Annotated in this window: 17 protein-coding genes; 4 read left to right on the top strand and 13 right to left on the bottom strand. The window is 58.2% G+C overall.

The genetic code is table 11. The features are described from left to right. Position 1 precedes the first annotated feature (1 nt). Positions 2 to 1456 (top strand): glyceraldehyde-3-phosphate dehydrogenase, encoded by a 1455-nt coding sequence (locus L8V01_RS05390; RefSeq protein ID WP_394371657.1) that lies wholly within the window; start codon positions 2 to 4, stop codon positions 1454 to 1456. Positions 1457 to 1600: 144 nt separating this feature from the next. Here L8V01_RS05390 and L8V01_RS05385 read toward each other — a convergent pair whose 3' ends face one another. The 12 genes from L8V01_RS05385 to L8V01_RS05330 form a co-directional block, all read right to left on the bottom strand. After that, positions 1601 to 3091: an ABC-2 family transporter permease gene (locus tag L8V01_RS05385; protein WP_269946114.1), complete on the bottom strand. Its 1491-nt coding sequence runs from the start codon at positions 3089 to 3091 to the stop codon at positions 1601 to 1603. Next, positions 3084 to 3797, bottom strand: a complete 714-nt coding sequence (locus tag L8V01_RS05380) for an ATP-binding cassette domain-containing protein (protein WP_269946113.1) — start codon at positions 3795 to 3797, stop codon at positions 3084 to 3086. The genes L8V01_RS05385 and L8V01_RS05380 overlap by 8 nt, the downstream gene beginning before the upstream one ends. A gap of 86 nt (positions 3798 to 3883) precedes the next feature. After that, positions 3884 to 4543, bottom strand: a complete 660-nt coding sequence (locus L8V01_RS05375; protein WP_269946112.1) for a response regulator transcription factor — start codon at positions 4541 to 4543, stop codon at positions 3884 to 3886. Continuing rightward, a complete protein-coding gene (locus L8V01_RS05370; RefSeq protein ID WP_269946111.1) occupies positions 4536 to 5714 on the bottom strand; it encodes a sensor histidine kinase in 1179 nt (392 codons plus the stop codon). Before L8V01_RS05370 ends, L8V01_RS05375 begins: the two co-directional genes overlap by 8 nt. A gap of 29 nt (positions 5715 to 5743) precedes the next feature. Beyond that, positions 5744 to 6631: a polyphosphate kinase 2 gene (ppk2, locus tag L8V01_RS05365; RefSeq protein ID WP_269946110.1), complete on the bottom strand. Its 888-nt coding sequence runs from the start codon at positions 6629 to 6631 to the stop codon at positions 5744 to 5746. A gap of 76 nt (positions 6632 to 6707) precedes the next feature. Further along, positions 6708 to 7568: a fumarylacetoacetate hydrolase family protein gene (locus tag L8V01_RS05360; protein ID WP_269946109.1), complete on the bottom strand. Its 861-nt coding sequence runs from the start codon at positions 7566 to 7568 to the stop codon at positions 6708 to 6710. Between the two features lie 5 nt (positions 7569 to 7573). Next, positions 7574 to 8110 (bottom strand): aminoacyl-tRNA hydrolase, encoded by a 537-nt coding sequence (gene pth / locus L8V01_RS05355; protein WP_269946108.1) that lies wholly within the window; start codon positions 8108 to 8110, stop codon positions 7574 to 7576. An 86-nt stretch (positions 8111 to 8196) separates the two neighbouring features. Then, positions 8197 to 8850, bottom strand: a complete 654-nt coding sequence (locus L8V01_RS05350; protein ID WP_269946107.1) for a 50S ribosomal protein L25/general stress protein Ctc — start codon at positions 8848 to 8850, stop codon at positions 8197 to 8199. 223 nt (positions 8851 to 9073) lie between these two features. Beyond that, positions 9074 to 10459, bottom strand: a complete 1386-nt coding sequence (locus tag L8V01_RS05345) for a YkvI family membrane protein (protein WP_269946106.1) — start codon at positions 10457 to 10459, stop codon at positions 9074 to 9076. A 26-nt stretch (positions 10460 to 10485) separates the two neighbouring features. Then, the gene (locus tag L8V01_RS05340; protein ID WP_269946105.1) at positions 10486 to 11460 is read right to left on the bottom strand and encodes a ribose-phosphate diphosphokinase; all 975 of its coding nucleotides are present in this window, start codon (positions 11458 to 11460) and stop codon (positions 10486 to 10488) included. A gap of 15 nt (positions 11461 to 11475) precedes the next feature. Continuing rightward, positions 11476 to 12921, bottom strand: a complete 1446-nt coding sequence (gene glmU, locus L8V01_RS05335) for a bifunctional UDP-N-acetylglucosamine diphosphorylase/glucosamine-1-phosphate N-acetyltransferase GlmU (protein WP_269946104.1) — start codon at positions 12919 to 12921, stop codon at positions 11476 to 11478. 68 nt (positions 12922 to 12989) lie between these two features. Beyond that, on the bottom strand, positions 12990 to 14186 hold the full coding sequence (locus L8V01_RS05330) for an MFS transporter (RefSeq protein ID WP_269946103.1): 1197 nt from the start codon (positions 14184 to 14186) through the stop codon (positions 12990 to 12992). Positions 14187 to 14307: 121 nt separating this feature from the next. Here L8V01_RS05330 and L8V01_RS05325 point away from each other — a divergent pair, with 121 nt between their 5' ends. From L8V01_RS05325 to mfd, 3 genes are all read left to right on the top strand, one after another. Beyond that, positions 14308 to 15057 (top strand): trimeric intracellular cation channel family protein, encoded by a 750-nt coding sequence (locus tag L8V01_RS05325; protein WP_269946102.1) that lies wholly within the window; start codon positions 14308 to 14310, stop codon positions 15055 to 15057. A 124-nt stretch (positions 15058 to 15181) separates the two neighbouring features. Next, positions 15182 to 15787 (top strand): TetR/AcrR family transcriptional regulator, encoded by a 606-nt coding sequence (locus L8V01_RS05320; RefSeq protein ID WP_269946101.1) that lies wholly within the window; start codon positions 15182 to 15184, stop codon positions 15785 to 15787. Continuing rightward, a complete protein-coding gene (gene mfd, locus L8V01_RS05315; protein ID WP_269946100.1) occupies positions 15788 to 19426 on the top strand; it encodes a transcription-repair coupling factor in 3639 nt (1212 codons plus the stop codon). Here the strand turns inward: mfd and L8V01_RS05310 are convergent, their stop codons facing one another. Continuing rightward, entirely contained in the window at positions 19427 to 20902 is a 1476-nt protein-coding gene (locus L8V01_RS05310; protein WP_269946099.1) for an amino acid permease, read from the bottom strand. Positions 20903 to 20955: the final 53 nt, after the last annotated feature.

The following is a 20955-nucleotide window of genomic DNA, read 5'->3' as shown; positions in this document are numbered from 1 at the left end:
CGTGACTGCGAACGCACATGTTGGCCATGATGATTGGAACGAGCGCCTCGAGCTGGCGCAGCAAATGATTCCACTCGTCCACCAGCTGCACCGCAACAACAACGTTGTCACCACCATCTTCGGCCGCCCGCTGGTGGGGCAGACCGATATCGACATCATTAAGTCCCACCGCTACGCACGCCGCATTGCGCAGCGCCACCTGTCCACGGCGGAAACCCTGCCTATCCTGGTGGAATTGGCAGACATGAACCTGGGTGCTGCCAGCGTTGACCTGGGCCGCCTAGTCCTTGGCTGGGAGGAATCCAACGAGGAAAACCTCCGCATGTACTTGGAAGGCGAGCTGTGCGACATCGTCGGTGCCGGTGTTGATCTGGAAACCACCGACGTCGTTCTTTACGGATTCGGCCGCATTGGCCGTCTGCTAGCCCGCCTGCTCGTTGCCCGCGAGGCGGCCTACGGTGGTGTTCGCCTGCGCGGCATCGTCCTGCGCAAGAAGGGCGACGGGGACATCCTCAAGCGCGCATCATTGCTGCGCCGCGATTCCGTCCACGGTGCCTTCAACGGCACCATCTCCGTGGACGAGGAAAACGAGGTCATTTGGGCTAATGGCACCAAGATCCAGATGATCTACGCCAACGACCCCACCGAAATCGACTACACCTCTTATGGCATTGACGATGCCATCTTGGTGGATAACACCGGCGCTTGGCGCGACCGCGAGGGTCTTTCCCAGCACCTCAAGGCCAAGGGCATCTCCCGCGTGCTCCTGACCGCACCGGGTAAGGGCGATATCAAGAACATCGTCTACGGCATCAATAATGACAACATCACCGATGAGGACACAATCCTCTCTGCCGCATCCTGCACCACCAACGGCATTACCCCAGTGCTGAAGGTCATCAATGACCGCTACGGCGTAACCCACGGCCACGTGGAGACTGCACACTCGTTCACCAATGACCAAAACCTCATCGATAACTACCACAAGGGCGATCGTCGCGGCCGCGCTGCCGGCCTGAACATGGTGCTTACCGCCACCGGCGCTGCTAAGGCCGTAGCTAAGGCCCTGCCGGAGTTCGAAGGCAAGCTCACCGGTAACGCCATCCGCGTTCCCACCCCAGACGTGTCCATGGCTGTGCTTAACCTCGAACTGGAAAAGGAAGTAGAGCGCGAAGAGGTCAATGACTTCCTGCGCAACGTCTCCCTGCATTCTGACCTGCGCCAGCAGATCTCCTACATTGCCTCCCCAGAGGTCGTATCCTCTGACTTCATCGGCAATACTCACGCCGGCATTGTCGATGGTGTAGCCACCATTGCCTCCGGCAAGCACCTCGTGCTCTATGTCTGGTACGACAACGAATTCGGCTACTCCAACCAGGTAGTCCGCATTGTGGAAGAGCTGGCGGATTCCCGTCCGGTTGTTCTGCCAAAGCGCGTATCTCCTGCTGAGCTTTAAGCGCACCTAGCCCAAGCCCGCGGCTTAACCGCGGGCTTTAGTCGTTTTATCCTTATGCGCCCCGGCGCTGGGCCGATATTGCAGCCGCGTTGTTGACCCAAAACGGGCCGAAGCGCCCGATATTGTGGCTGCTTTTTAGCGTTTCTACCTTGTGGGCCGCAGAGCAGTAGTCCGTAGTAACCGTGCGGATGCCCATGAACCAGCGACAGCAATCAACAACGTCAGAAGCGCCGCAACGGTGTAGCGTCCCGGAGAATCGGCATTCATCGGCCACGCTGGAAAGGCAAGGAGCCACAAGAAAGTCTTGGCTAGTACATCACCGCCGAGGGTTACGGAGACTATCGTGCCTACGATAGTGAAGGCGAGCGCACTCAAAATACCGAAAAGCAGCACGATAACTAGGGAAACTACCGTGATGGCAAAGCCCACCCCCACAGCCAGAGGCAGCTGTGCTGCTGCGGCCATGGCAGAACCACCAGAGCAGACCATCGCGAGCGATGCGGCAGAACACACGATCACAACAGTGCCAAGTAGCCACAAAAGGAGTGCGATTGGGCTATAGCGCGACTCAATATAACTGAGAGGCCACGAGGGCGCGAGAAGGGGCCACACCATCACGGGAAGGATCCCCGCACCTACCGGTAGCAATAAGAAGAGGAAGAATCCCTCTACATAGCTAGGCGGGTAGATAGCGGAGAGGAAAGCCAGAGCCAGCGCGGTTAAAGCTAAGCAGGCGATGAGTGCGGGGCTCAAAGCGGCACGGTGAAGTCCGCGCACCGCGCCCATAAGCCGGGAACGAGCTGCTGCACGAGGTATAGCCGCGGGGGTCCAAGTTCCAGCAGCGGTAGTTGGGGTGGCATTAGTAACAGGTGCCCCCGCGCGGCGGAGCAGAGAAAGACGTCGTGTGCGGCGAGGAGTAAGGATTGCAGCGCAGGTACCGGCTACCGCTAATAGGAGACATAGCACCGCAGCAGGCAAAGGACTTTCTTGCAGCAGCGGATCTCCCGGATCGAGAGGAACGGAATTCTGATGAATGCGCAGTGCAGGAAGTAATAGCCGCAGCGGCCATGCTGGCGGGAAAGCCCACCACGCATTGCCTTCGACAGTGCTCGGTAAAACACTAACTACCTGCCAGACAATACTCGCAACGAGCGCGGCGGCAAGACCACAACGACGTGCACCCGCTGCAGCGAAACCGGCGATGCCGATGGCGCCTAGGAAAGAATAGACTCCAGCTACTAGTAACAATTGATGGTTCGCTCGTCCTTGAAGTGCGACCACTGCCCAGGAAACTCCGAAATTCAGGACATGGAAGGCCGCAAGGCTAGCGAGTATGACAAGAAAGCGGGAAGCCTGTTCATAGTGAGGATTGACTCGCCGCCACAGCGTACCGCCGCTCCGAGTACGGGCCTCTCGGTGCTCGGGAACAGTGGCAAAAAGCGCAATGAGAGGTGCATACATGCCCGTGACGAACATGGACTGCCATCCTAAGACGCCAGTAGCGTCCTTCGCGGCGGAAGCAAAGGAGGAAAATAGTACGGTCATCACCACGAGCGGTATAGCTAGGAGCGGGAGCCATTGCAGCGCGCTACCGCGGCTGCGCAGGAGCTCGGCGGAAAGGTAGCGCTTAAACATGGCGCTCACCATCCGGAGACGTCAGGCGGAAAAATTCTGCTTCAAGTTGACCACTGGGAGCCAAGTTCTCTAGTGCGCCGGAATAGCGAATGGAACCCTCAGCAAGAATGGTGATGTCTTGGGCTAGATGGACAACCTCGCCGAGCTGGTGTGAACTCACGATTACGGTGTGGCCGACAGAAGCAAGCTTTTGCAAGAGGTTCCGCAGTTCTACGATGCCTTGCGGATCAAGGCCATTTTGTGGTTCATCCAGAACAAGGATTTCTGGATCGCCTAGGAGAGCCTGGGCCAAGGCGAGGCGTGCCTTCATACCGGTAGAAAAAGACTTTGCCTTTTTGGAACCAACTTCGCTGAGACCGGCGATGGAAAGCACGCGGTCGACCTCAGCTTCCGGCAGCCCGAGCAATCTAGTGTGTACGCGAAGATTGGCTGCAGCAGAGAGATGCCCGTAAAAGGCAGGGCCGTTGACGGAGGCACCCACGTGGTCCAGGACTTCGTGAGACCAGGGAACGCCATCTACTTTAACCACCCCGGAATCGGCGGAGAGCAGGCCTAAAAAGATCGAAAAGAGCGTAGATTTTCCGGCGCCATTGCGTCCCAATAAGGCGTGGACGCGACCAGGCACGATGCGAAAATCTATGTCGCGCAAAACCATGTGAGGCCCAAAAGACTTGGAGACGTGCTCAAAGGAGACTTCATAATTCATACTGCGTAGTCTCGCGCGCTGGGACGCGAATATCTTCCGCCCACAAGACGGACTTCGCAGCGAACATCTCCTACCGTAGTAGGAGACTAGGCAATTCCAGCGCGCTGAGCCAGCAAAACCAGCGCCACTCGGTCGCGTGCGGCAAGCTTAGAAAGCAGCGCCGAGACATGTGACTTTACCGTCGTGTCAGCGATGACCATCTCGGCGGCGATTTCAGAATTCGTGGCCCCACGGGCGATGAGCGAAAGTACCTCCATCTCGCGCCGGGTAACCAGGCTAAGCCCTTGGCGTTCCTGCGCACTCAGTTGGCCACGGGTAAGGGCGGTGCGGTAGGTCTCCAGAACCGGTCCAGTTACCTGAGCAGCCAGTACCGATGCGCCCTTGGCGACGTCCCGGACAGCCCCCGCAAGTACCTCCGGATCGGCGTCTTTGAGCAAAAACCCATGTGCGCCAGCGGCGATAGATTGAGCCACCAAATCGTCTTCATTAAACGTGGTGAGCATGATGACGCGGCAGTCAGGGACGCGAGAAAGGATTGCTTGGGCCGCGGCGATGCCGTCCATTCCCGGCATTCGGATATCCAGGATGGCTACATCAATGCGGTGGCTCATCGCCGCGGTGACGGCTTCTGCGCCGGTGTTCGTGGTGGCCACGACCTCAATATCATCCTGTGCGTTGAGAATGGTGGACAAAGCGGCGACAAGCATCGCTTGGTCATCGGCGAGCAGGACACGAATCTTAGACACGGCTTTCCTTCTGCAACGGTAGCTCGGCGCGCACGATGAACTTTTCGGCATCGCCCCAGGCATCCAGCTTTCCACCCAAAGCGTGTGCGCGTTCTGCAATGCCAACAAGACCCACACCGCTGCCGGGCACTTGGCTGGCAGTTGGGGAGGGGTTGGTAGATATAAGGGCGATCTGGGCGACGTCGGCTAGCGCTAGCTCTACTTCCACCCGTGTACCGGCTCCTTGATGCCGCAACGCATTAGTTAGGCCTTCAGAAATGATGCGCACCAGGGCCAATTGCGTGAGCGCTGCAACCTCGCAATTTTGTGGCAGGCGGGCAGAAATATCCAAGCCCGCCGTGCGGAATCCATCGATAATTCCCTCGATGTGCTCTAGCTGCGTGGTGGGCTTCAGAGCGGTGGGGCCGGTGCTGCGCAGCGCCGTGACGATGCCGCGAACCTCTTCCAACGCAGAATCCGCACCATCGCGAATGCTGGTCAGCGCTTCCTCGGCAGCTTTAGCATCTGATCGCCCGGCAATGATTCCAGCATTGGCCTGAACCTTTATCAAAGTTAGGGAATGGGCCAATACATCATGCAACTCTCGTGCGATGAGCAATCGCTCTTCTTCTTGGGCTTGGCGGAAACGCTTTTGGGCTAGGCGCTCGCGCTGGCGTGCCAAGTCGAAGTAGCGTACGGCGGCGAAGTAGGTAGTGCCCAAAACAGCCCAGTGCACGACCAACATGGCCACGTAGCGGCGGTCCAGTTGGTAATGCAAAACGAAAGACTCCGGATCTATGCGCCACATGAATGGCGAAATGAAGGAGCCAAGAATCGTTAGAGCCAGTACCGTGCGAGGAATGGCACGGCGCGTGACATAGCGGGAGGTGGCATACACCGCCATGGGGGCAGTCAGGGCCCAAGGGGTAAGCCCTAGATTGGTGGGCAGCTGGCTCATCCAAGCCACGGCCCATGCCGCGAGCAGCACAATAAAGCCCGTGGCGCTGAGCACGGGACGGCTCCGCCAGATCCACATAAATGGCAGGAATAGCAACGATAGACCTGCCTGAATAATCTCAATTATGCTGGGATTCTTCGCGGCAGAAATCACATAAAATAGCGCAATGAGCACCGCCACCGCAGTGAGGATTTTATCTCCTAAACGCGCTTGCGCGGCGGTGTCAGTGCTCATGAATGAAGATAGTAATATAGCCGGTGCTGCTACTTCTTCTTATCCTTCTTCTTGCCCTTCTTTGAAGTCTTCTTCGCCGTCTTGTGCTCGGACTTGCGCTCCAGCTTGGCGGCGACGTCCGGTACGTAGCGGAACTCTTCGCGGGCGGGGCGTTCGTAGGCTTCGCCATCAGACTCAGGGCGCTGCGGAATCTTTGGCATCTCGCGCTCGATCTTCTCGTATGGAATGGTGCTCAGCAGGTGCGAAATGACGTTGATACGCGAGCGCTTCTTATCTTCTGATTCCACGGTGTACCACGGGGCGGTCGGGGTATCGGTGTGGATGAACATCGCATCCTTGGCACGGGAGTAGTCTTCCCAGCGGGTAATGGACTGTAGATCCATAGAGGAGAGCTTCCAACGGCGCAACGGATCGTTGCGGCGGGATTCAAAGCGCTTAATCTGCTCCTCATCGGAGACCGAGAACCAGTACTTGCGCAGCATGATGCCGTCTTCTACCAGCATCTGCTCAAAGGTCGGTGCTTGGTGGAGGAAGCGGACGTATTCTTGGTCCGTGCAAAAGCCCATGACGCGCTCGACGCCGGCGCGGTTGTACCAGGAGCGGTCAAAGATGACGATTTCGCCCTTGGTAGGCAGCTTTTCCACGTAGCGCTGGAAGTACCACTGGCCCTGCTCACGAGAGTTCGGCGCGGGCAGTGCCTCGATGCGGCAGGTACGTGGGTTGAGGTACTGGGTGATGCGCTTAATCGCGGAGCCCTTGCCGGCGGCGTCGCGGCCTTCCATGATGATGACTACGCGGGCACCGGTTTCAACGACCCACTGCTGCATGTCCACGAGCTCTGCCTGAAGGCGCTCGAGTTCCTTTTCGTAGGCCTTCTTGTTGAGTTTCTTGGGGGATTTGCTGCTTTTTGTGCTCATTAACCCAGCTTAACCGGCGCGGGTAGCAGGGGAGAAAACGGTCCCGCCCTCGTCGGGGTGAGAACCTGGGCACAGCTTAAGCGCAGGTACAGCCTGGGCCGCAGCCGGGTTCGCCAAAGCGGGTTGTATTGGAAATATGCCCCAAGCCCTCAATGGAAATCGTTACGTTTTGGCCATCGTGAATAAACTGCTGCGGCTCTCGTGCAAAGCCAACGCCTTCCGGGGTGCCAGTAACGATGACGTCTCCTGGATTTAGCGGATAAAGCTGCGAGCAAAACTCGATAAGCTGGGCTACCGAAAAGATAAGGTCATCGGTGTTATCACGCTGTCTTTCTTCGTCGTCTACTGTAGTGGTAAGTATGGCTCCAGAACCCGGAGCCCACTCGTCAGCAGTCGTCAGCCAAGGTCCGAAGCCGGCGGTGCGATAAAAGGACTTGCCGGCATGGAACTGGCTAGTTTGGCGCTGGAAATCACGCAGCGTGTAGTCGTTCATAATGGCGTATCCGGCCACATAGTCAAGGGCCTCGTCTCGGCTGACATGGTGGGCGCGCTCGCCAATGATTACCGCCAGTTCGCCCTCATAATCCAACTGTTGTGTGCCATATTCTGGAATGAATACATCGTCATATGGGCCTGTAAGGGCATCCGCGAACTTGATGAACAGGGTGGGATGCTTGGGAAATTCGCGTCCCATTTCGCGGATGTGCTTGGCGTAATTGAGCCCAACGCAAATGACTTTGCCGGGAGCTGGTACCACGGCCTCCAAGTCAGCGTGGTCAAAGACCACCGGTTCGCCGGAAAGCTGGGCGGCCTTACGCCAATCCTCGCTGCGCAGCAGCTGGCCCACATCCTCATAATCCAATTCGACACCCACATTGTCCCCATCGATGCGGATAGCGGAGGTGCCAAAGCCGGTGCGTAGGGTAGCCAGTTTCATGGCGACTATCCTACGCGCAGGATTTCATCCACCGCGTTGGCACAGATGATGGGAATCTCGGCCTTTTCTTGTTTTGCCCATGGCTTGAGCACAAACGACGCCGGGTCCATCCGGCCTGGTGGGCGCCCAATGCCAATTGAAAGGCGCTTATAGTCCTTTGTCCCTAGGGACTTGGTGGTTGAGCGCAAACCATTATGACCGTGGTCGCCGCCGCCATGGCGAAGTTTAATGGCGCCAAAATCGAGCTCTAGCTCATCGTGGATGACGATGATATCGGCGGCGGAGAGATGAAAATATTGCGCTAAAGCCTTGATTGGCCCGCCGGAAAGGTTCATAAAGGATCGCGGCTTGGCACAAATAATTTTACGGCCACCGGCCAAGGCCTCGGCTACTTCGGTATTGGTTTTCTTGTGCACCGAAAAGCTGCTCAGCAGTTCCCCCGCCAGCTCGTCAGCTACGTCGAAACCGATATTGTGCCGAGTGCCTGCGTACTTGGGGCCAGGGTTTCCAAGGCCTACTACGAGAAGTGGAGTCACGCGCACAATTGTCTCATATGGCGAAGGAAAAACGACGAGGCCGCCGCAAGAAGCAATTCTCACGGCGGCCTACGTGCTTGAAGAGGAGGAGATTACTCCTCGTCGGAGTCGGAGGAACCTTCGCCCTCATCGACGGACTCAGCGCCAGCGTCTGCGCCGCCTTCCTCAGCAGCCTCAGCAGCTTCCTCGAGCTCCTCATCAACCTCAGGCAGGGAGATGGAGACGATAACGGTATCTTCCTCTGCCACCAAGGTGGTGCCCTCCGGCATGGTGACGTCGGCTGCGGTAACAACCGCGCCGTCCTCGAGACCCTCGATGGAAACCTCGAGCTCTTCCGGAATGTTCAGTACGTCTGCTTCAACCATCAGTACGTCAGCATCCTGGATGTGCATGGTGCCTGGGGCCGGCTCGCCGGTCAGGGTGACCGGAACCTCAACCTCAACCTTCTCGCCACGCTTAATGGCAAGGAGGTCAACGTGATCGATGTCCAGGGTCAGGACATTCTGGTCAACGTGCTTAACCATGGTCAGGTACTGCTCGCCGTCGATCTCCAGCTCCAGAACGGCGTTGACACCGTTGTTACGAACGAGGGACTGGATGTCCAGCAGCGGAACTGCGAAGTGAACCGGCTCCTGGTGGCTACCGTAGATAACGCCTGGGACCTTCCAGTCGCGACGCAGGCGGCGTGCGACACCCTTGCCGAACTCGGTACGTGCTTCAGCCTTGATTACTGGGCGCTGTGCCATGCTTCATTCTCCTTAGTCAAAGTAGTGCGGCGCGGCCAACGCGATAAAAACGACGAAAGCCTGCCGATGGACGTCTTGGACGAGTCATCGCAGGCGTATATAAAAGCAACATGCTCTAACTTCAATCGCGTCGATAACGGCTTCCTCATCCTGAGGTTGCCCTCGCCGAGACTGAGTTAGATTAGCATGTCAGGCTTCCTACAACCAAACCCCGAACGGGGCCTTAGCGGTTATTGTCCTTCTTAGGGACTTGGAAATGCTCTGTATCGGGATCTCGTAGCTTCTCTGCGGGAGGCCGCGTTGCGTCTAGCTTCTGCCAGTCTTTTTCCAGTTGGTAGTCTTCCGCATGGAAAGGAAAGGATTCTTGGTGATCCAGCTCCGCAATGACATCGTTTGCAACCTCATCTCGTAGGTGCGTGACTGACAAATTGGAGTTATAAACTTCGCGAGAAAGCTGAGATTGGTCTGAGGTAGTGAACTTTTGCTTCGGATCAATCATGCGAAGAATTAGGGCACGGATCTTGTTGCGGCGGCGAGACTCGGCATTGACAATGCTGCGGCCGCGGCGCAGCCACGTATAGATGAGCAAGCCGATGACGATGATGCCGATATAGCCCAAAATTGGGAAGACCATGCCGACGAGAGTGCCAAACGGAACAAACGACAAAACGAATGCGATGATGACGCTAGCTACCAAGATAGGCAAGTACCGATTGGGCCGGCGAGCGCTGAGGCGTCGCGCCATTCCGTAGAAGTTGGAAATCGCGGTGGAGAAAATCATCAGGTAGATAAAGACCGCTGCGGCGGTGCCCAACCAAGGATGAATCTCATTCAGCATTGCGAGAGTAGGAAGGTCTGCGTCCCAGACATCTTCCACGCTCAGCAGCAGTGCGATTACCAGCAATACCAACATTCCGGAAAAGAGCAGGCCGCCAAAGAAGCCACCGCGCCCCGCTTGCCGGGAATTAAGAGTGTCTGCGCCCATGACAATGCTCATTGCAGTGGAGGCCATGAGCGAAAGTCCAAGGTAGTTCAAAGTTGCCACCCACCAGAAGGGGAGCGGGGATTCCACGTGTGCGCTGGCGAATTCGTGTGCCTGTTGCAGGCCAGATGGCGGATCAATAAACGCCGCGCCCACTGCCAAAAGGAGCAAAATTAATACGAAGGGGGTAATCGCTCCTAGGACGTTTGTCACCTTTGCCACATTCATGGAGCTTACGATGAGGACCAGGACGGCCATGAGTGCGGAACCAACCCATGGTTGCAATCCCCACTGCTGGTGTAGGTTGGCCCCGCCGCCGGAGAGCATGACGAAGGTGTGGCAGAACTGGGTGAAGATGATGGCGTAGTCCACAAAGCGGGCTACTGGCTTTGAGGCAATCGAGGAAAACACGCGCCCGTGTGATGTTGCCTGAAAGTAGGAGCCGTATTGCATCGCAATCATGATGGTCAGCGGGTCGAGGATGAGCCCTACGCCGGCTCCTACTATTCCCCAAATGCCGAAAGCGGTGAAGTACTGCAAGAGCTCCTGGCTGGAGGCGAATCCGGCACCGACGCTAGGAGACTTGCCGCTGTTTTGCAGCAAAATAAAAGCGGTGAGCAAAGCCATGCTCACCGCCTTTAGCTATTGGGTATTTAGGCGCGGTCGAAAAGGGTGGTTACGGATCCATTTTCGAAGATCTCGTGGATGGTCTGCGCTAGCAGCGGTGCGATGGAGAGCACCGTGAGGTTGGACCAGCCTTCAGTGGACTGCGGCAGGGTATCGGTGGTGATAACTTCTTCCGCGCCGCACTCGGAGAGGCGCTCGCGTGCGGGATCGGAAAAGACGCCGTGGGTGCAGGCAATGACAACCTTCTTGGCGCCCGCATCCTTGAGCACGCGTACGGCGCCGGCGATGGTACCGCCGGTGTCAATCATGTCGTCGAGAAGCACGCAGTCCTTGCCCTCAACATCGCCTACCACGCGGTTGGACACCGTCTTATTGGCCTCGGTATTGGAGCGGGTCTTGTGTACGAAGGCCAGCGGGGCATCGCCCAAGTCATGGGCCCACTTTTCCGCCACCTTCACGCGGCCGGCGTCTGGGGAAACCACGGTGATGTTATCGGTGGCGTACTTAGATTTGATGTAATCCGTCAAAATTGGCTGGGCGTGCATGTGATCGACCGGGCCATCGAAAAAGCCCTGAATCTGATCGGTGTGCAGGTCCACGGACACGATGCGATCTGCGCCAGCAGCCTGCAGCAGGTCTGCCACCAGGCGGGCGGAAATCGGCTCGCGGCCCAGGTGCTTTTTATCCTGACGTGCATATGGGTAGAAGGGCAGGATAGCGGTGATGCGCTTAGCGGAGCCACGCTTCAAGGCATCGATCATGATGAGCTGCTCCATCAGCCACTTGTTGAGCGGCTGGGTGTGGGACTGCATTACGAAGCAGTCGGCACCACGCACGGACTCCTCAAAGCGGATAAAGATTTCGCCATTGGCGAAGTCGCGCGCGGTAGTAGGAACCAGATCAGTCTTGAGCTCCTTAGCCACAGCCTCCGCCAACTCTGGGTGTGCACGCCCAGAGAAGAGCTTCATGTTCTTGCTGCTACCAGTTACCTTGCCAGTCATGGGAGAATATGCCCCTTACTTTTCGTTGTCCTGCGCACGGGCTGCGGCCTCAGCCGCGGGAGTGCCCGGACGCTTCTTTTGAACCCAGCCCTCGATGTTGCGCTGTTTGCCACCGGAGACTGCGAGTGCTCCCGCAGGAACATCGTCCTTAATTACTGTACCCGCACCGGAGTATGCGCCATCACCGACATTGACCGGAGCGATAAACATTGTGTCAGAACCGGTGCGCACGTGGCTGCCGATGGTGGTGTGGTGCTTGTTCACGCCGTCGTAGTTAACGAAGACGGAGGAGGCGCCGATATTGGATTCCTCGCCCACGGTGGCATCGCCAATATAGGTAAGGTGCGGCACCTTGGAGCCGCGGCCGATCTGCGCGTTCTTTGCCTCTACGAAGCCGCCGAGTTTTCCGTTCTCGCCCACCACGGTATTCGGGCGAATATAGGTAAACGGTCCCACCTTGGCATTAGTGCCAATGACAGAATCGCTTCCGTGGGTGCGCACGACGGAAGCGCCCTCGCCTACCTGCATATTGGTCAAAGTGGTATCGGGCCCGATCTCGGCGTTATTGGCGATGCTGGTAGCACCCCACAGCTGGGTGCCCGGGTGGATGATGACATCGGAGCCTACTGTGACATTGACGCCAATCCAGGTGGTTTCCGGATCCACGATGGTGGCGCCGCCGCGCATCGCTTTTTCTACCGTGCGGCGGTTGAGTTCACGGCCTGCAGCGGCAAGCTGTACGCGGTCATTGACGCCCGCGAGTTCGGCAGGGTCGGCTGCCACATGCGCGCCGACGCCGTGCCCAGCGGTGCGGGCAATCTCGAGCACATCGGTGATATAAAGCTCGCCCTGGGCGTTATTGGAGTCGAGTTTCTGGAGGGCGTCGGCAAGCACGCGGCCATCAAAGGCGAAGACACCAGAGTTGACCTCATTGACCCGGCACTGCTCTTCGGTGGCATCCTTTTGCTCCACAATGGCAGACACACTGCCGTCCGCAGAGCGGATGATGCGGCCATAACCAGTCGGATCATCGAGGCGCATCGAAAGCACGGTAACCGCATTACCCTGCTCAGTGTGGGTAGCGCGCAGGCCCTCAATGGTTTCCGGGGTAAGCAGCGGTACATCACCATTGGTGACGATGATGGTGCCCTCGAACTCTGGGATAGGTTCCAAGCCGCAGGCTACAGCGTGGCCAGTGCCCAGCTGCTGTTCCTGCACCGCCTGGAGCACCTCACAGTCCAGCTCCGCAGCAATGGCGTCGACCGCGGGGGAGACTTGGTCGCGTTGGTGCCCCACCACCGTGACGATGCGCTCCGGATTAATCCCGGCAGCGGCATGCAGAGCGTGGCCGAGCAAGCTGCGCCCGCCAATCGCGTGCAAGGTCTTTTGCTTGGTGGACTTCATGCGAGTGCCGGCACCAGCCGCGAGGACTACTACGGCACACGGGGTTGTTGCTACCACGGGTTATTGAACTCCTGAGGGTTGAGTCTGATTATTATCCGGACTACATCCTATAGCCCGAGTGCAATTTATGTGTGAGAAACCTCCTTCAGGCCGCGGGCGCGCCACACGCCGATAAAACCGATGAGGGAAAGGAATAGCAGCGCCGCCTCCGGCCCGGCAAGCGCTACAACGGAGGAAATACCACCCACGATAAGCAAAATGACGCCCATCATCGTATTCGCGCCGCCCACATACTGGGTGCGCTTATCGCCGCCGGCCATATCCACCACGTAGGTCTTTCGCGCCACGCGGATGGCGGTATGGGCTAAGTTAACCGCAAAGAAACCTATAGGCATAACCCAAGCATTGACCCCATCTGGGGCCCAATGCGAGCTGGCCACCAAAAGCACCAGCACGACGGAAGCCACGGCCGCGCCCACAGCCATGGTGTTCTTAGAGGACTTATCCGAATACACACCGGAAATACGCCCGCCTACCAGCGAGGCCAGCCCCGAGGCAAGCACGAAGCCGTAGAGCCCGGAAAGGTTGCTGCTGAGCAACACGATAAAAGAGGTAGACAGCGCCGAGACCAAAAGGAGTGCGCGGACAATGACGAAATTGCGAAATTGCCCGTCGCTAGTAAAAAGCTGCCAGGTATCTTGCCACCAGCGCTTATCGATGCCCCCTTCGGCTTCCTCTGGCACCGGCTCATCCACGTGCGAAAAGACCCACGCGGCTATGGCCCACGTGGCCGCGCCAATGGCGAGTACCGCGCCCATCATGGGGATGCTGAGCTCGCCCAAAAAATAAAGGATAATGCCGGTAAGCAAGGTAGCACCGCCGCCGAGCGCGGCCGCACTTCCGGTCACTCGGCCACGCGCGCCCTTGGAAATGGTGCGAGCCTGTACGTCTTTGCCCGCTATCGAGCACAGGGCGCGAAAAAGCGAGAGGGCCGCCAAGGCCACAAGCGCCACCACGCCGAGTACTACCCCGTGGGCAAAGAATGTTGCTAGCGCGATGACCGCGGCAGCTACCGCCTGGCCAAGCGAACCGATAATCCACAGGCGCTTGCGGGCCCGGTATGTAGTCACCCACGGGGTCAGCGCCGCCTGCGGCAGCATCGAGCCTGACTCGCGGATAGGGGTAAGCAAACCGGTAAAGAATGCTGGCACGCCGGCCGCACTGAAAAGTGCAGGCAAAACCGTCTTGGCGGCAACAATCTGATCTCCCAAATTTTGCAGGCCATTGGACCAGATGAAATACCGGGCATTGGATTTAGACATGGAAAAGCGATCTTTCAGAGAAACGAGTTGGTTAAATAAGAGCCATGCTGACACGCCGGAGACGAAAACGTGGTCGCAGTCACGCCGAAATTCTACCCGTGCGGCAGGAGGCCTAAGAATCATGCACGATGTCGATCCCCTAATCAATTCGCTCTACCAGGCCTTTGATCTCCTCGGCGTGGCATTGAATGGCATCATCGGCGGCACCATCGCCCGCCGTCGCGAATTCGACATCGTTGGATTTGTATTCCTTGCTCTTTTCTCCGGGCTGGCCGGTGGCATGCTCCGCGATATGCTCATTGCCGATGGGGCAGCGGCCGCCATTGCCGATCCGTGGTACCTGGGGCTTGCCTGCGTGGGTGCGCTCATCGCTTTCCTTACCGATCTTAAAGGCAAGGCATGGGAACTTTTTCGTGAACACGGCGATGCCATCATTCTCGGCGTCTGGTCCACCACCGGATGCGTCAAGGCGCTTACGCACGGCATGCCGCCTATCCCGTGCGTGTTCTTGGGAGTGCTCACTGCGGTGGGCGGTGGCATGGTCCGCGATATCGCCTCTGGGCAAATCCCGTCCATCTTCGGCGGCAGCCCCCTCTACGCTGTGCCATCAATTCTGACCGGCATCGTTATGGTGACCTTTGCCCATTACGGCCAATTCGCCCTCGGCATGATCATCTCGCCCCTCGTTGGCAGCGGCATGGCCATCCTGTCTTACTGGCGCGGCTGGGTACTTCCCCGTGCTGGCGTCGCCCCCGTTAACTACACCGCTGCACAGGTGGCTGCGATTGCAAAGAAAGCCGAGCTAAAAGGATTTCGCCGCGGGCGGAAGAAAACTAAAAAGCTTCCCCACCAGGACTCGAACCTAGAATGACGGTACCAAAAACCGTAGTGTTGCCGATTACACCATGGGGAAACACAGCCGAAGCTGTACGCATAGCGTACCTGACACACCCGGGTAAATCACAAATTGCGTGGCTAAGGATAGGGTAGAGGGCATGGCTCGACAAAGGATGACCGGCCGCGAACGCCGCGAACAACTTATTTCCATCGGACGCGCCGCATTTGCGGAATTGGGGTTTGAAGGAACCAGCGTGGAAGAAATTTCTGCCCGCGCCGGGGTATCTAAGCCCGTTGTTTATGAACACTTTGGGGGAAAGGAAGGCCTCTACGCGGTGGTGATCGACCGCGAGATGCTGGCTTTGGAAAAGGTCATTACTGATTCTTTGGAAACCGGCAGCTGGCGCGAGCGAATCGAGCAGGCCGTGATGGCCATTTTGGCTTATGTCGAAGAGGAAACCGATGGTTTTCTTATTTTGGTGCGCGACGCCAAGCCAGGCGATGAGCGCAGCTTTTCCACGCTGTTGAACTCCGCCGTGGGCCAGGTTTCCTATATTTTGCGCGAAGCATTTGAGCATCGTGGTATCCAACCGGATTTGGCGGATATTTACGCCCAAGCGCTGGTGGGAATGGTATCGACTACAGCGCAATGGTGGTTGGATGAGCGCAGCCCGGATAAGGAAGTCGTCGCCACGCATATTGTCAATCTATGCTGGAATGGTTTGTCTGGTATGGAAGTAAAGCCCAAGCTAGGAGGCAAATAGATGGCAACGCCAATGCTGGCTGGCCTGCTGAAGGTAGCGGCCTCGGATCCCAAGCTCAAGGGCATGATTTCCCATGTGGGGGAAGACCTCCACATTACGGGCCTAGATCAGTCTCGACCGTGGGCTTTGGGAACCTTGGCCCACCATGCTCCGGTCCTCGTGGTGACCGCCACGAGCCGCGAGGCGGAAGATCTCACCGCGGAGCTGACGGCGATGCTAGGGGAGAAGGTAGCCATGTTCCCCGCGTGGGAGACGTTGCCACACGAGCGCCTGAGCCCAGGCGTAGACATCATCGGCCGCCGTGCTGAGGTTTTGCACAACCTCGATAGCCTGCAGGTCATCGTCACCGCTGCCCGTGGCTTATCCCAACCTATCCTCAAAGAGGTAGAAGGCCGAGCTCCCGTCCACCTAGAAGAGGACCACGAATATGACTTTGATGAGGTGGTCCGCGAGCTTGAGTTCCGTGCCTATAAGCATGTTGACATGGTGGCGAAGCGCGGCGAGTATGCTACCCGCGGTGGCATTATCGATATTTTTCCCACCACTCTTGATTACCCAGTTCGCGTGGAGTTTTGGGGCGATGAAATTACCGATATCCGCCAATTCTCCGTAGCTGACCAGCGCACCATCCCAGAAATCGAGGTGGGGCGTGTAGACATTTTCCCTGCCCGCGAGTTGCCCATTACGGATGCCATCACCAAACGCGCGGCCGATCTTGCGGTCAAGCACCCCGGCAACCCCGCCTTGGTGGAGCTATTGACCAAAGTCAGCGAAAGCATGCCGGCCGAAGGCATGGAGGCACTCCTGCCCGCGCTTTCCGACGCCCCCATGATCACCCTCCCCGAATTCCTCCGCCCCACCACGCACGTGGTCATGGTCGCTCCGGAAAAGATTCGTCGCCGCGTTGCGGATCTAGAAAAGACCGATGCGGAATTCCTTGCCGCTGGTTGGGAAGCCGCGGCCATGGGAGCTGATGGTCCGTTGGCCACTGAAGGGCTCGACACAGAGGCGTCCAGCTACCGCTCCTATGAATCGCTCGAGGTCACTATTAGTGAATCCGGGCTGCCCTTGTGGACTTACTCGCCGCCAGGAATGCTGGCAGCCCCAGAAGAAGAGACGCTGCCCCTCGAATTCGAACCTGGCCCCACTCCGCGCGGCAATATTGAAGAAATCGACGCCATGATGGCCCAGCTGCTCGCGCACACCAACGCGGGCGGCCGTGCCGCTTTTATTGCGCCGGCCCCAGGTGCCATCAAGCGCATGGTGGATCGCTTCGCGGAAAAGGGAATCCGCACCAAGGTGGCTACCCCCGGCTGGGAACCCACCGCCGGTGAAGTCACGCTTTACCAGGCGCTGAGCCATGCCGGCCTGGTATTTCCCAAGGTGAAAAAGCCCAAGGACGCCGAAGCCCTTCCATTGGTCGTCGTAACCGAGACGGACCTGACCGGCAACCGCGTAGGCGATATCGCCGAAGCGAAGCGGCGCCCCGCCAAGCGCCGCAATAAGGTCGATCCGCTTGCGCTCAAGCAAGGCGATTTCGTGGTGCACGAAACCCACGGCATCGGCAAATTCTTGAAGATGGCCGAGCGCACCATCCAGTCCGGCGACGAGACCAGCCGCCGCGAATACATCGTGCTTGAGTACGCACCCTCCAAGCGCGGCCAACCCGCCGATCAGCTCTGGGTGCCTATGGACTCGCTGGATTTGCTGAGCAAGTACACCGGCGGCGAATCACCCCACCTTTCTAAGATGGGCGGTTCCGACTGGAAGAACACCAAGAAGAAGGCTCGTGCTGCCGTGCGCGAAATCGCCGGAGAGCTCGTCGAGCTTTACGCCAAGCGCCAAGCCGCGCCGGGCCACCAATTCGCCCCAGATAATCCGTGGCAGGCGGAGATGGAGGATAATTTCCCCTTCGTGGAGACCGAAGACCAGATGCTGGCCATCGATGCCGTCAAGCAGGACATGGAATCCACGGTGCCGATGGACCGCGTCGTCGTCGGCGATGTGGGCTACGGCAAAACCGAGGTAGCCATCCGCGCTGCCTTCAAGGCCGTGCAAGACGGCATGCAGGTGGCCGTCCTCGTGCCCACCACGCTGCTAGCACAGCAGCACTTTGATACCTTCAGCGAGCGCATGACCGGCTTCCCCGTCAAGATTGAGGTGCTCTCGCGCTTTACCTCGAAGAAGGAAGCCGAGGAAATCTTCAAGGGCTTGGCCGATGGCAGCGTTGATATCGTCGTCGGCACGCACCGACTCCTGCAGACCGGCGTGCATTGGAAGAATCTTGGCCTCATCGTGGTTGATGAGGAGCAGCGCTTCGGCGTGGAGCATAAGGAGCACATTAAGGCCCTTAAAGCCAGCGTGGATGTGCTTACCATGTCCGCTACACCTATCCCGCGCACCCTAGAGATGTCTATGGCCGGCATCCGCGAGATGTCCACCATCCTTACCCCGCCAGAGGACCGCCACCCAGTGCTGACCTACGTGGGCGCTTATGAGGACAAGCAGGTAGCCGCGGCTATCCGCCGCGAGCTACTACGCGATGGCCAAACCTTCTTCATTCACAATAAAGTCTCTGACATTGAGAAGAAGGCCCGCGAACTGCGTGACTTGGTACCTGAGGCCCGCGTCGTCGTCGCGCATGGTCAAATGAATGAGGATGTCCTTGAGCAGACCGTCCAGGGCTTCTGGGACCGCGAGTATGACGTCTTGGTATGTACCACCATCGTGGAAACGGGCCTGGATATCGCCAATGCGAATACCCTCATTGTGGAAAACGCCCACCACATGGGCCTGTCTCAGCTCCACCAGTTGCGCGGGCGCGTGGGTCGTTCCCGCGAGCGCGGCTATGCCTACTTCCTGTACCCCAAGGGCGCTACGCTCACGGAAACCTCCTATGACCGCCTGGCCACCATCGCTCAAAACAACGACCTTGGTGCCGGCATGGCCGTAGCCATGAAGGACTTGGAGATGCGCGGTGCCGGCAACGTCCTTGGCGCCCAACAGTCCGGCCACATTGCCGGTGTGGGCTTCGATCTCTACGTGCGGCTCGTGGGCGAGGCGGTCGAGACCTTCAAATCGCTCGCCCGCGGCGAGGCCCCCACCGTTACCGATGAAGGCCCAAAGGAAATCCGCATCGATCTCCCCGTGGACGCGCATATTCCGGAAGGCTATATCGACTCCGAGCGCCTGCGCCTGGAGGTCTACCGCAAGCTTGCGGCCTCGCAGAATGACGATGATCTCAAGGCCGTCATCGAGGAAATGGAAGACCGCTTTGGCCCACTGCCGCAAGAGGTCCTGCGCCTGCTTTCCGTTGCCCGCCTGCGCCACCAGGCGCGCCGCGCCGGCATTTCCGATATCACCGTGCAGGGCACCCGCGTCAAGTTCCACCCAGTGGAGCTGCCGGATTCCAAGCAGGTGCGCCTCAAGCGCCTATACCCGGGCTCCAGCTTCCGCGCGGCGGCGAAGGCAATCAACGTGCCATTCCCCAAGGCCGGGCGAAATGTCACCTCCCCGAAGCTGCGCGATACCGAGCTCATTCAGTGGGCGGCGGACTTCCTAAGCGCGCTTTTCGACGTCGACCCCATCAATGTGAGCGGTGCAAAGTCCACCTCGAACGTGGTCAGCGTAGGCGAGTAGCTAGAGCGTGAGCCAGCCGGTGCTCAAGCCCCAGATGGCGGTGGCGGCACCGGCCAAAACAATGGCCACCACGCACCACTCGAAGGTGTTGAAAATGCGTTCCTTCTTCCAGATCCGGGTGCCGACATATGGGATTAGGCCTGGGACTACGGCCAGTGCGCCGAGCAGCACGTAGACGGGATCGGCCGCGTAAATTAGCCATAGCGAATAGATAAAAGCGAGCAAAGCGATGGCTAGGTGCTTGCGGTTTTCTTTACGGCTTACCTCTGGTCCAGAAAGGTCAAATTTGATACCCGCCTGCGGGTGGGACAGCCCCTTGCCGCGAAGCGCCAGAAGCAGCAGGTACAGGGAAGAGAAGATATACGGCAGCAGGTACATGATGGTGGCCAGCTGCACCATGGCGTTATAGGAGGCCTCGTTGAGGTAGAAGACGATAATGAATAGCTGGATTGCCATCGTAGAAATCAGCTGCGCTACCCATGGCGCACCTGCCACGTTGATTGTGCCGATGCGACGGGGAATGAGCCCGTCGATGGCCATCATCACGATGGGCTCGGCACACAGCATCTGCCAAGACACATAGGCTCCCAGAACGGACAAGCACAGTCCAATAGACACCAGCGCGCCGCCCCATGGGCCGATGACTTCAGTGAGTACGGACGCCATGGAATTATCGGGCAGCGCAGCCAACTCTTCCTTGGTCATAACGCCGAAGCTCAAGGTGGACACGGAAACCAGCAGTGCGAGCACGGAGAAAAAGCCGATCACGGTCGCACGGCCGACGTCGGTGCGCTTTGCAGCCTGCTTGGAATAAACGGAAGCGCCCTCCACGCCAATGAATACCCACACGGTAAAGAGCATGATGCCTTGGACCTGCTCAAAGACGCTAGCCTCGGCAGCGCGTCCCCAAAAGTCCAAGGTGAATTTATCCCAGCTGAACCCCAGGAAAGCAATGAGTACAACGAAGGCAAGGATGGGCACAATCTTGGCAATCGTGGTGACCAAGTTCATGAAAGCCGCCTGTTTAATGCCGCGGGCCAGGACAGCAAAAATGCCCCACGATAGCAGGGATACGGCAATAGCGGAGGTCCAGTGATGGTCGGCGTCGAAAAGCGGCAGGTAATGCCCCAGAGTATTGAAAAAGAGCGTGGCATAGCCCACCTGCGCCATAACGGAGCCCAGCCAATAACCCCAGCCAGAGGTAAAACCAATAAAATCGCCCAAGCCGGCGCGTACATAGGAATAAACGCCTGAATCTAGGTGCGGTTTGCGGCGGGCCAAAATCTGGAATACAAAAGCCACAGAGAGCATGCCGATGCCCGCTACCAACCAGCCAATGAGCATCGCGCCTGGGCCGGCAACGGAGGCAATGTTTTGTGGCAGCGAGAAAATGCCCGCGCCCACGGTGGAACCGATGATCAGCGCGACGAGGGTCCACAACGTCACGGAGTGGGATTTATTCTGGCTGGAGGTCATTGGCCTAAAATACCTTGAATAGCCCCATAATGGGAACTCGAGCTAGACTTTGT

This window comes from Corynebacterium curieae (assembly GCF_027570035.1).
Classification (GTDB): Bacteria; Actinomycetota; Actinomycetes; order Mycobacteriales; family Mycobacteriaceae; genus Corynebacterium; species Corynebacterium curieae.
Note: the sequence above shows the minus strand (reverse complement) of the source record. Positions and strands in the feature narration are given on the sequence as shown.

Coding starts and splice junctions, on each gene's coding strand:
- L8V01_RS05320 (WP_269946101.1), top strand. CDS start 15,182: ATGGCTCGACAAAGGATGACCGGCCGCGAACGCCGCGAACAACTTATT.
- L8V01_RS05330 (WP_269946103.1), bottom strand. CDS start 14,186: ATGTCTAAATCCAATGCCCGGTATTTCATCTGGTCCAATGGCCTGCAA.
- L8V01_RS05385 (WP_269946114.1), bottom strand. CDS start 3,091: ATGTTTAAGCGCTACCTTTCCGCCGAGCTCCTGCGCAGCCGCGGTAGC.
- L8V01_RS05345 (WP_269946106.1), bottom strand. CDS start 10,459: ATGGCTTTGCTCACCGCTTTTATTTTGCTGCAAAACAGCGGCAAGTCT.
- mfd (WP_269946100.1), top strand. CDS start 15,788: ATGGCAACGCCAATGCTGGCTGGCCTGCTGAAGGTAGCGGCCTCGGAT.
- L8V01_RS05310 (WP_269946099.1), bottom strand. CDS start 20,902: ATGACCTCCAGCCAGAATAAATCCCACTCCGTGACGTTGTGGACCCTC.
- L8V01_RS05360 (WP_269946109.1), bottom strand. CDS start 7,568: ATGAAACTGGCTACCCTACGCACCGGCTTTGGCACCTCCGCTATCCGC.
- L8V01_RS05370 (WP_269946111.1), bottom strand. CDS start 5,714: ATGAGCACTGACACCGCCGCGCAAGCGCGTTTAGGAGATAAAATCCTC.
- L8V01_RS05380 (WP_269946113.1), bottom strand. CDS start 3,797: ATGAATTATGAAGTCTCCTTTGAGCACGTCTCCAAGTCTTTTGGGCCT.
- L8V01_RS05350 (WP_269946107.1), bottom strand. CDS start 8,850: ATGGCACAGCGCCCAGTAATCAAGGCTGAAGCACGTACCGAGTTCGGC.
- ppk2 (WP_269946110.1), bottom strand. CDS start 6,631: ATGAGCACAAAAAGCAGCAAATCCCCCAAGAAACTCAACAAGAAGGCC.
- L8V01_RS05340 (WP_269946105.1), bottom strand. CDS start 11,460: ATGACTGGCAAGGTAACTGGTAGCAGCAAGAACATGAAGCTCTTCTCT.
- L8V01_RS05325 (WP_269946102.1), top strand. CDS start 14,308: ATGCACGATGTCGATCCCCTAATCAATTCGCTCTACCAGGCCTTTGAT.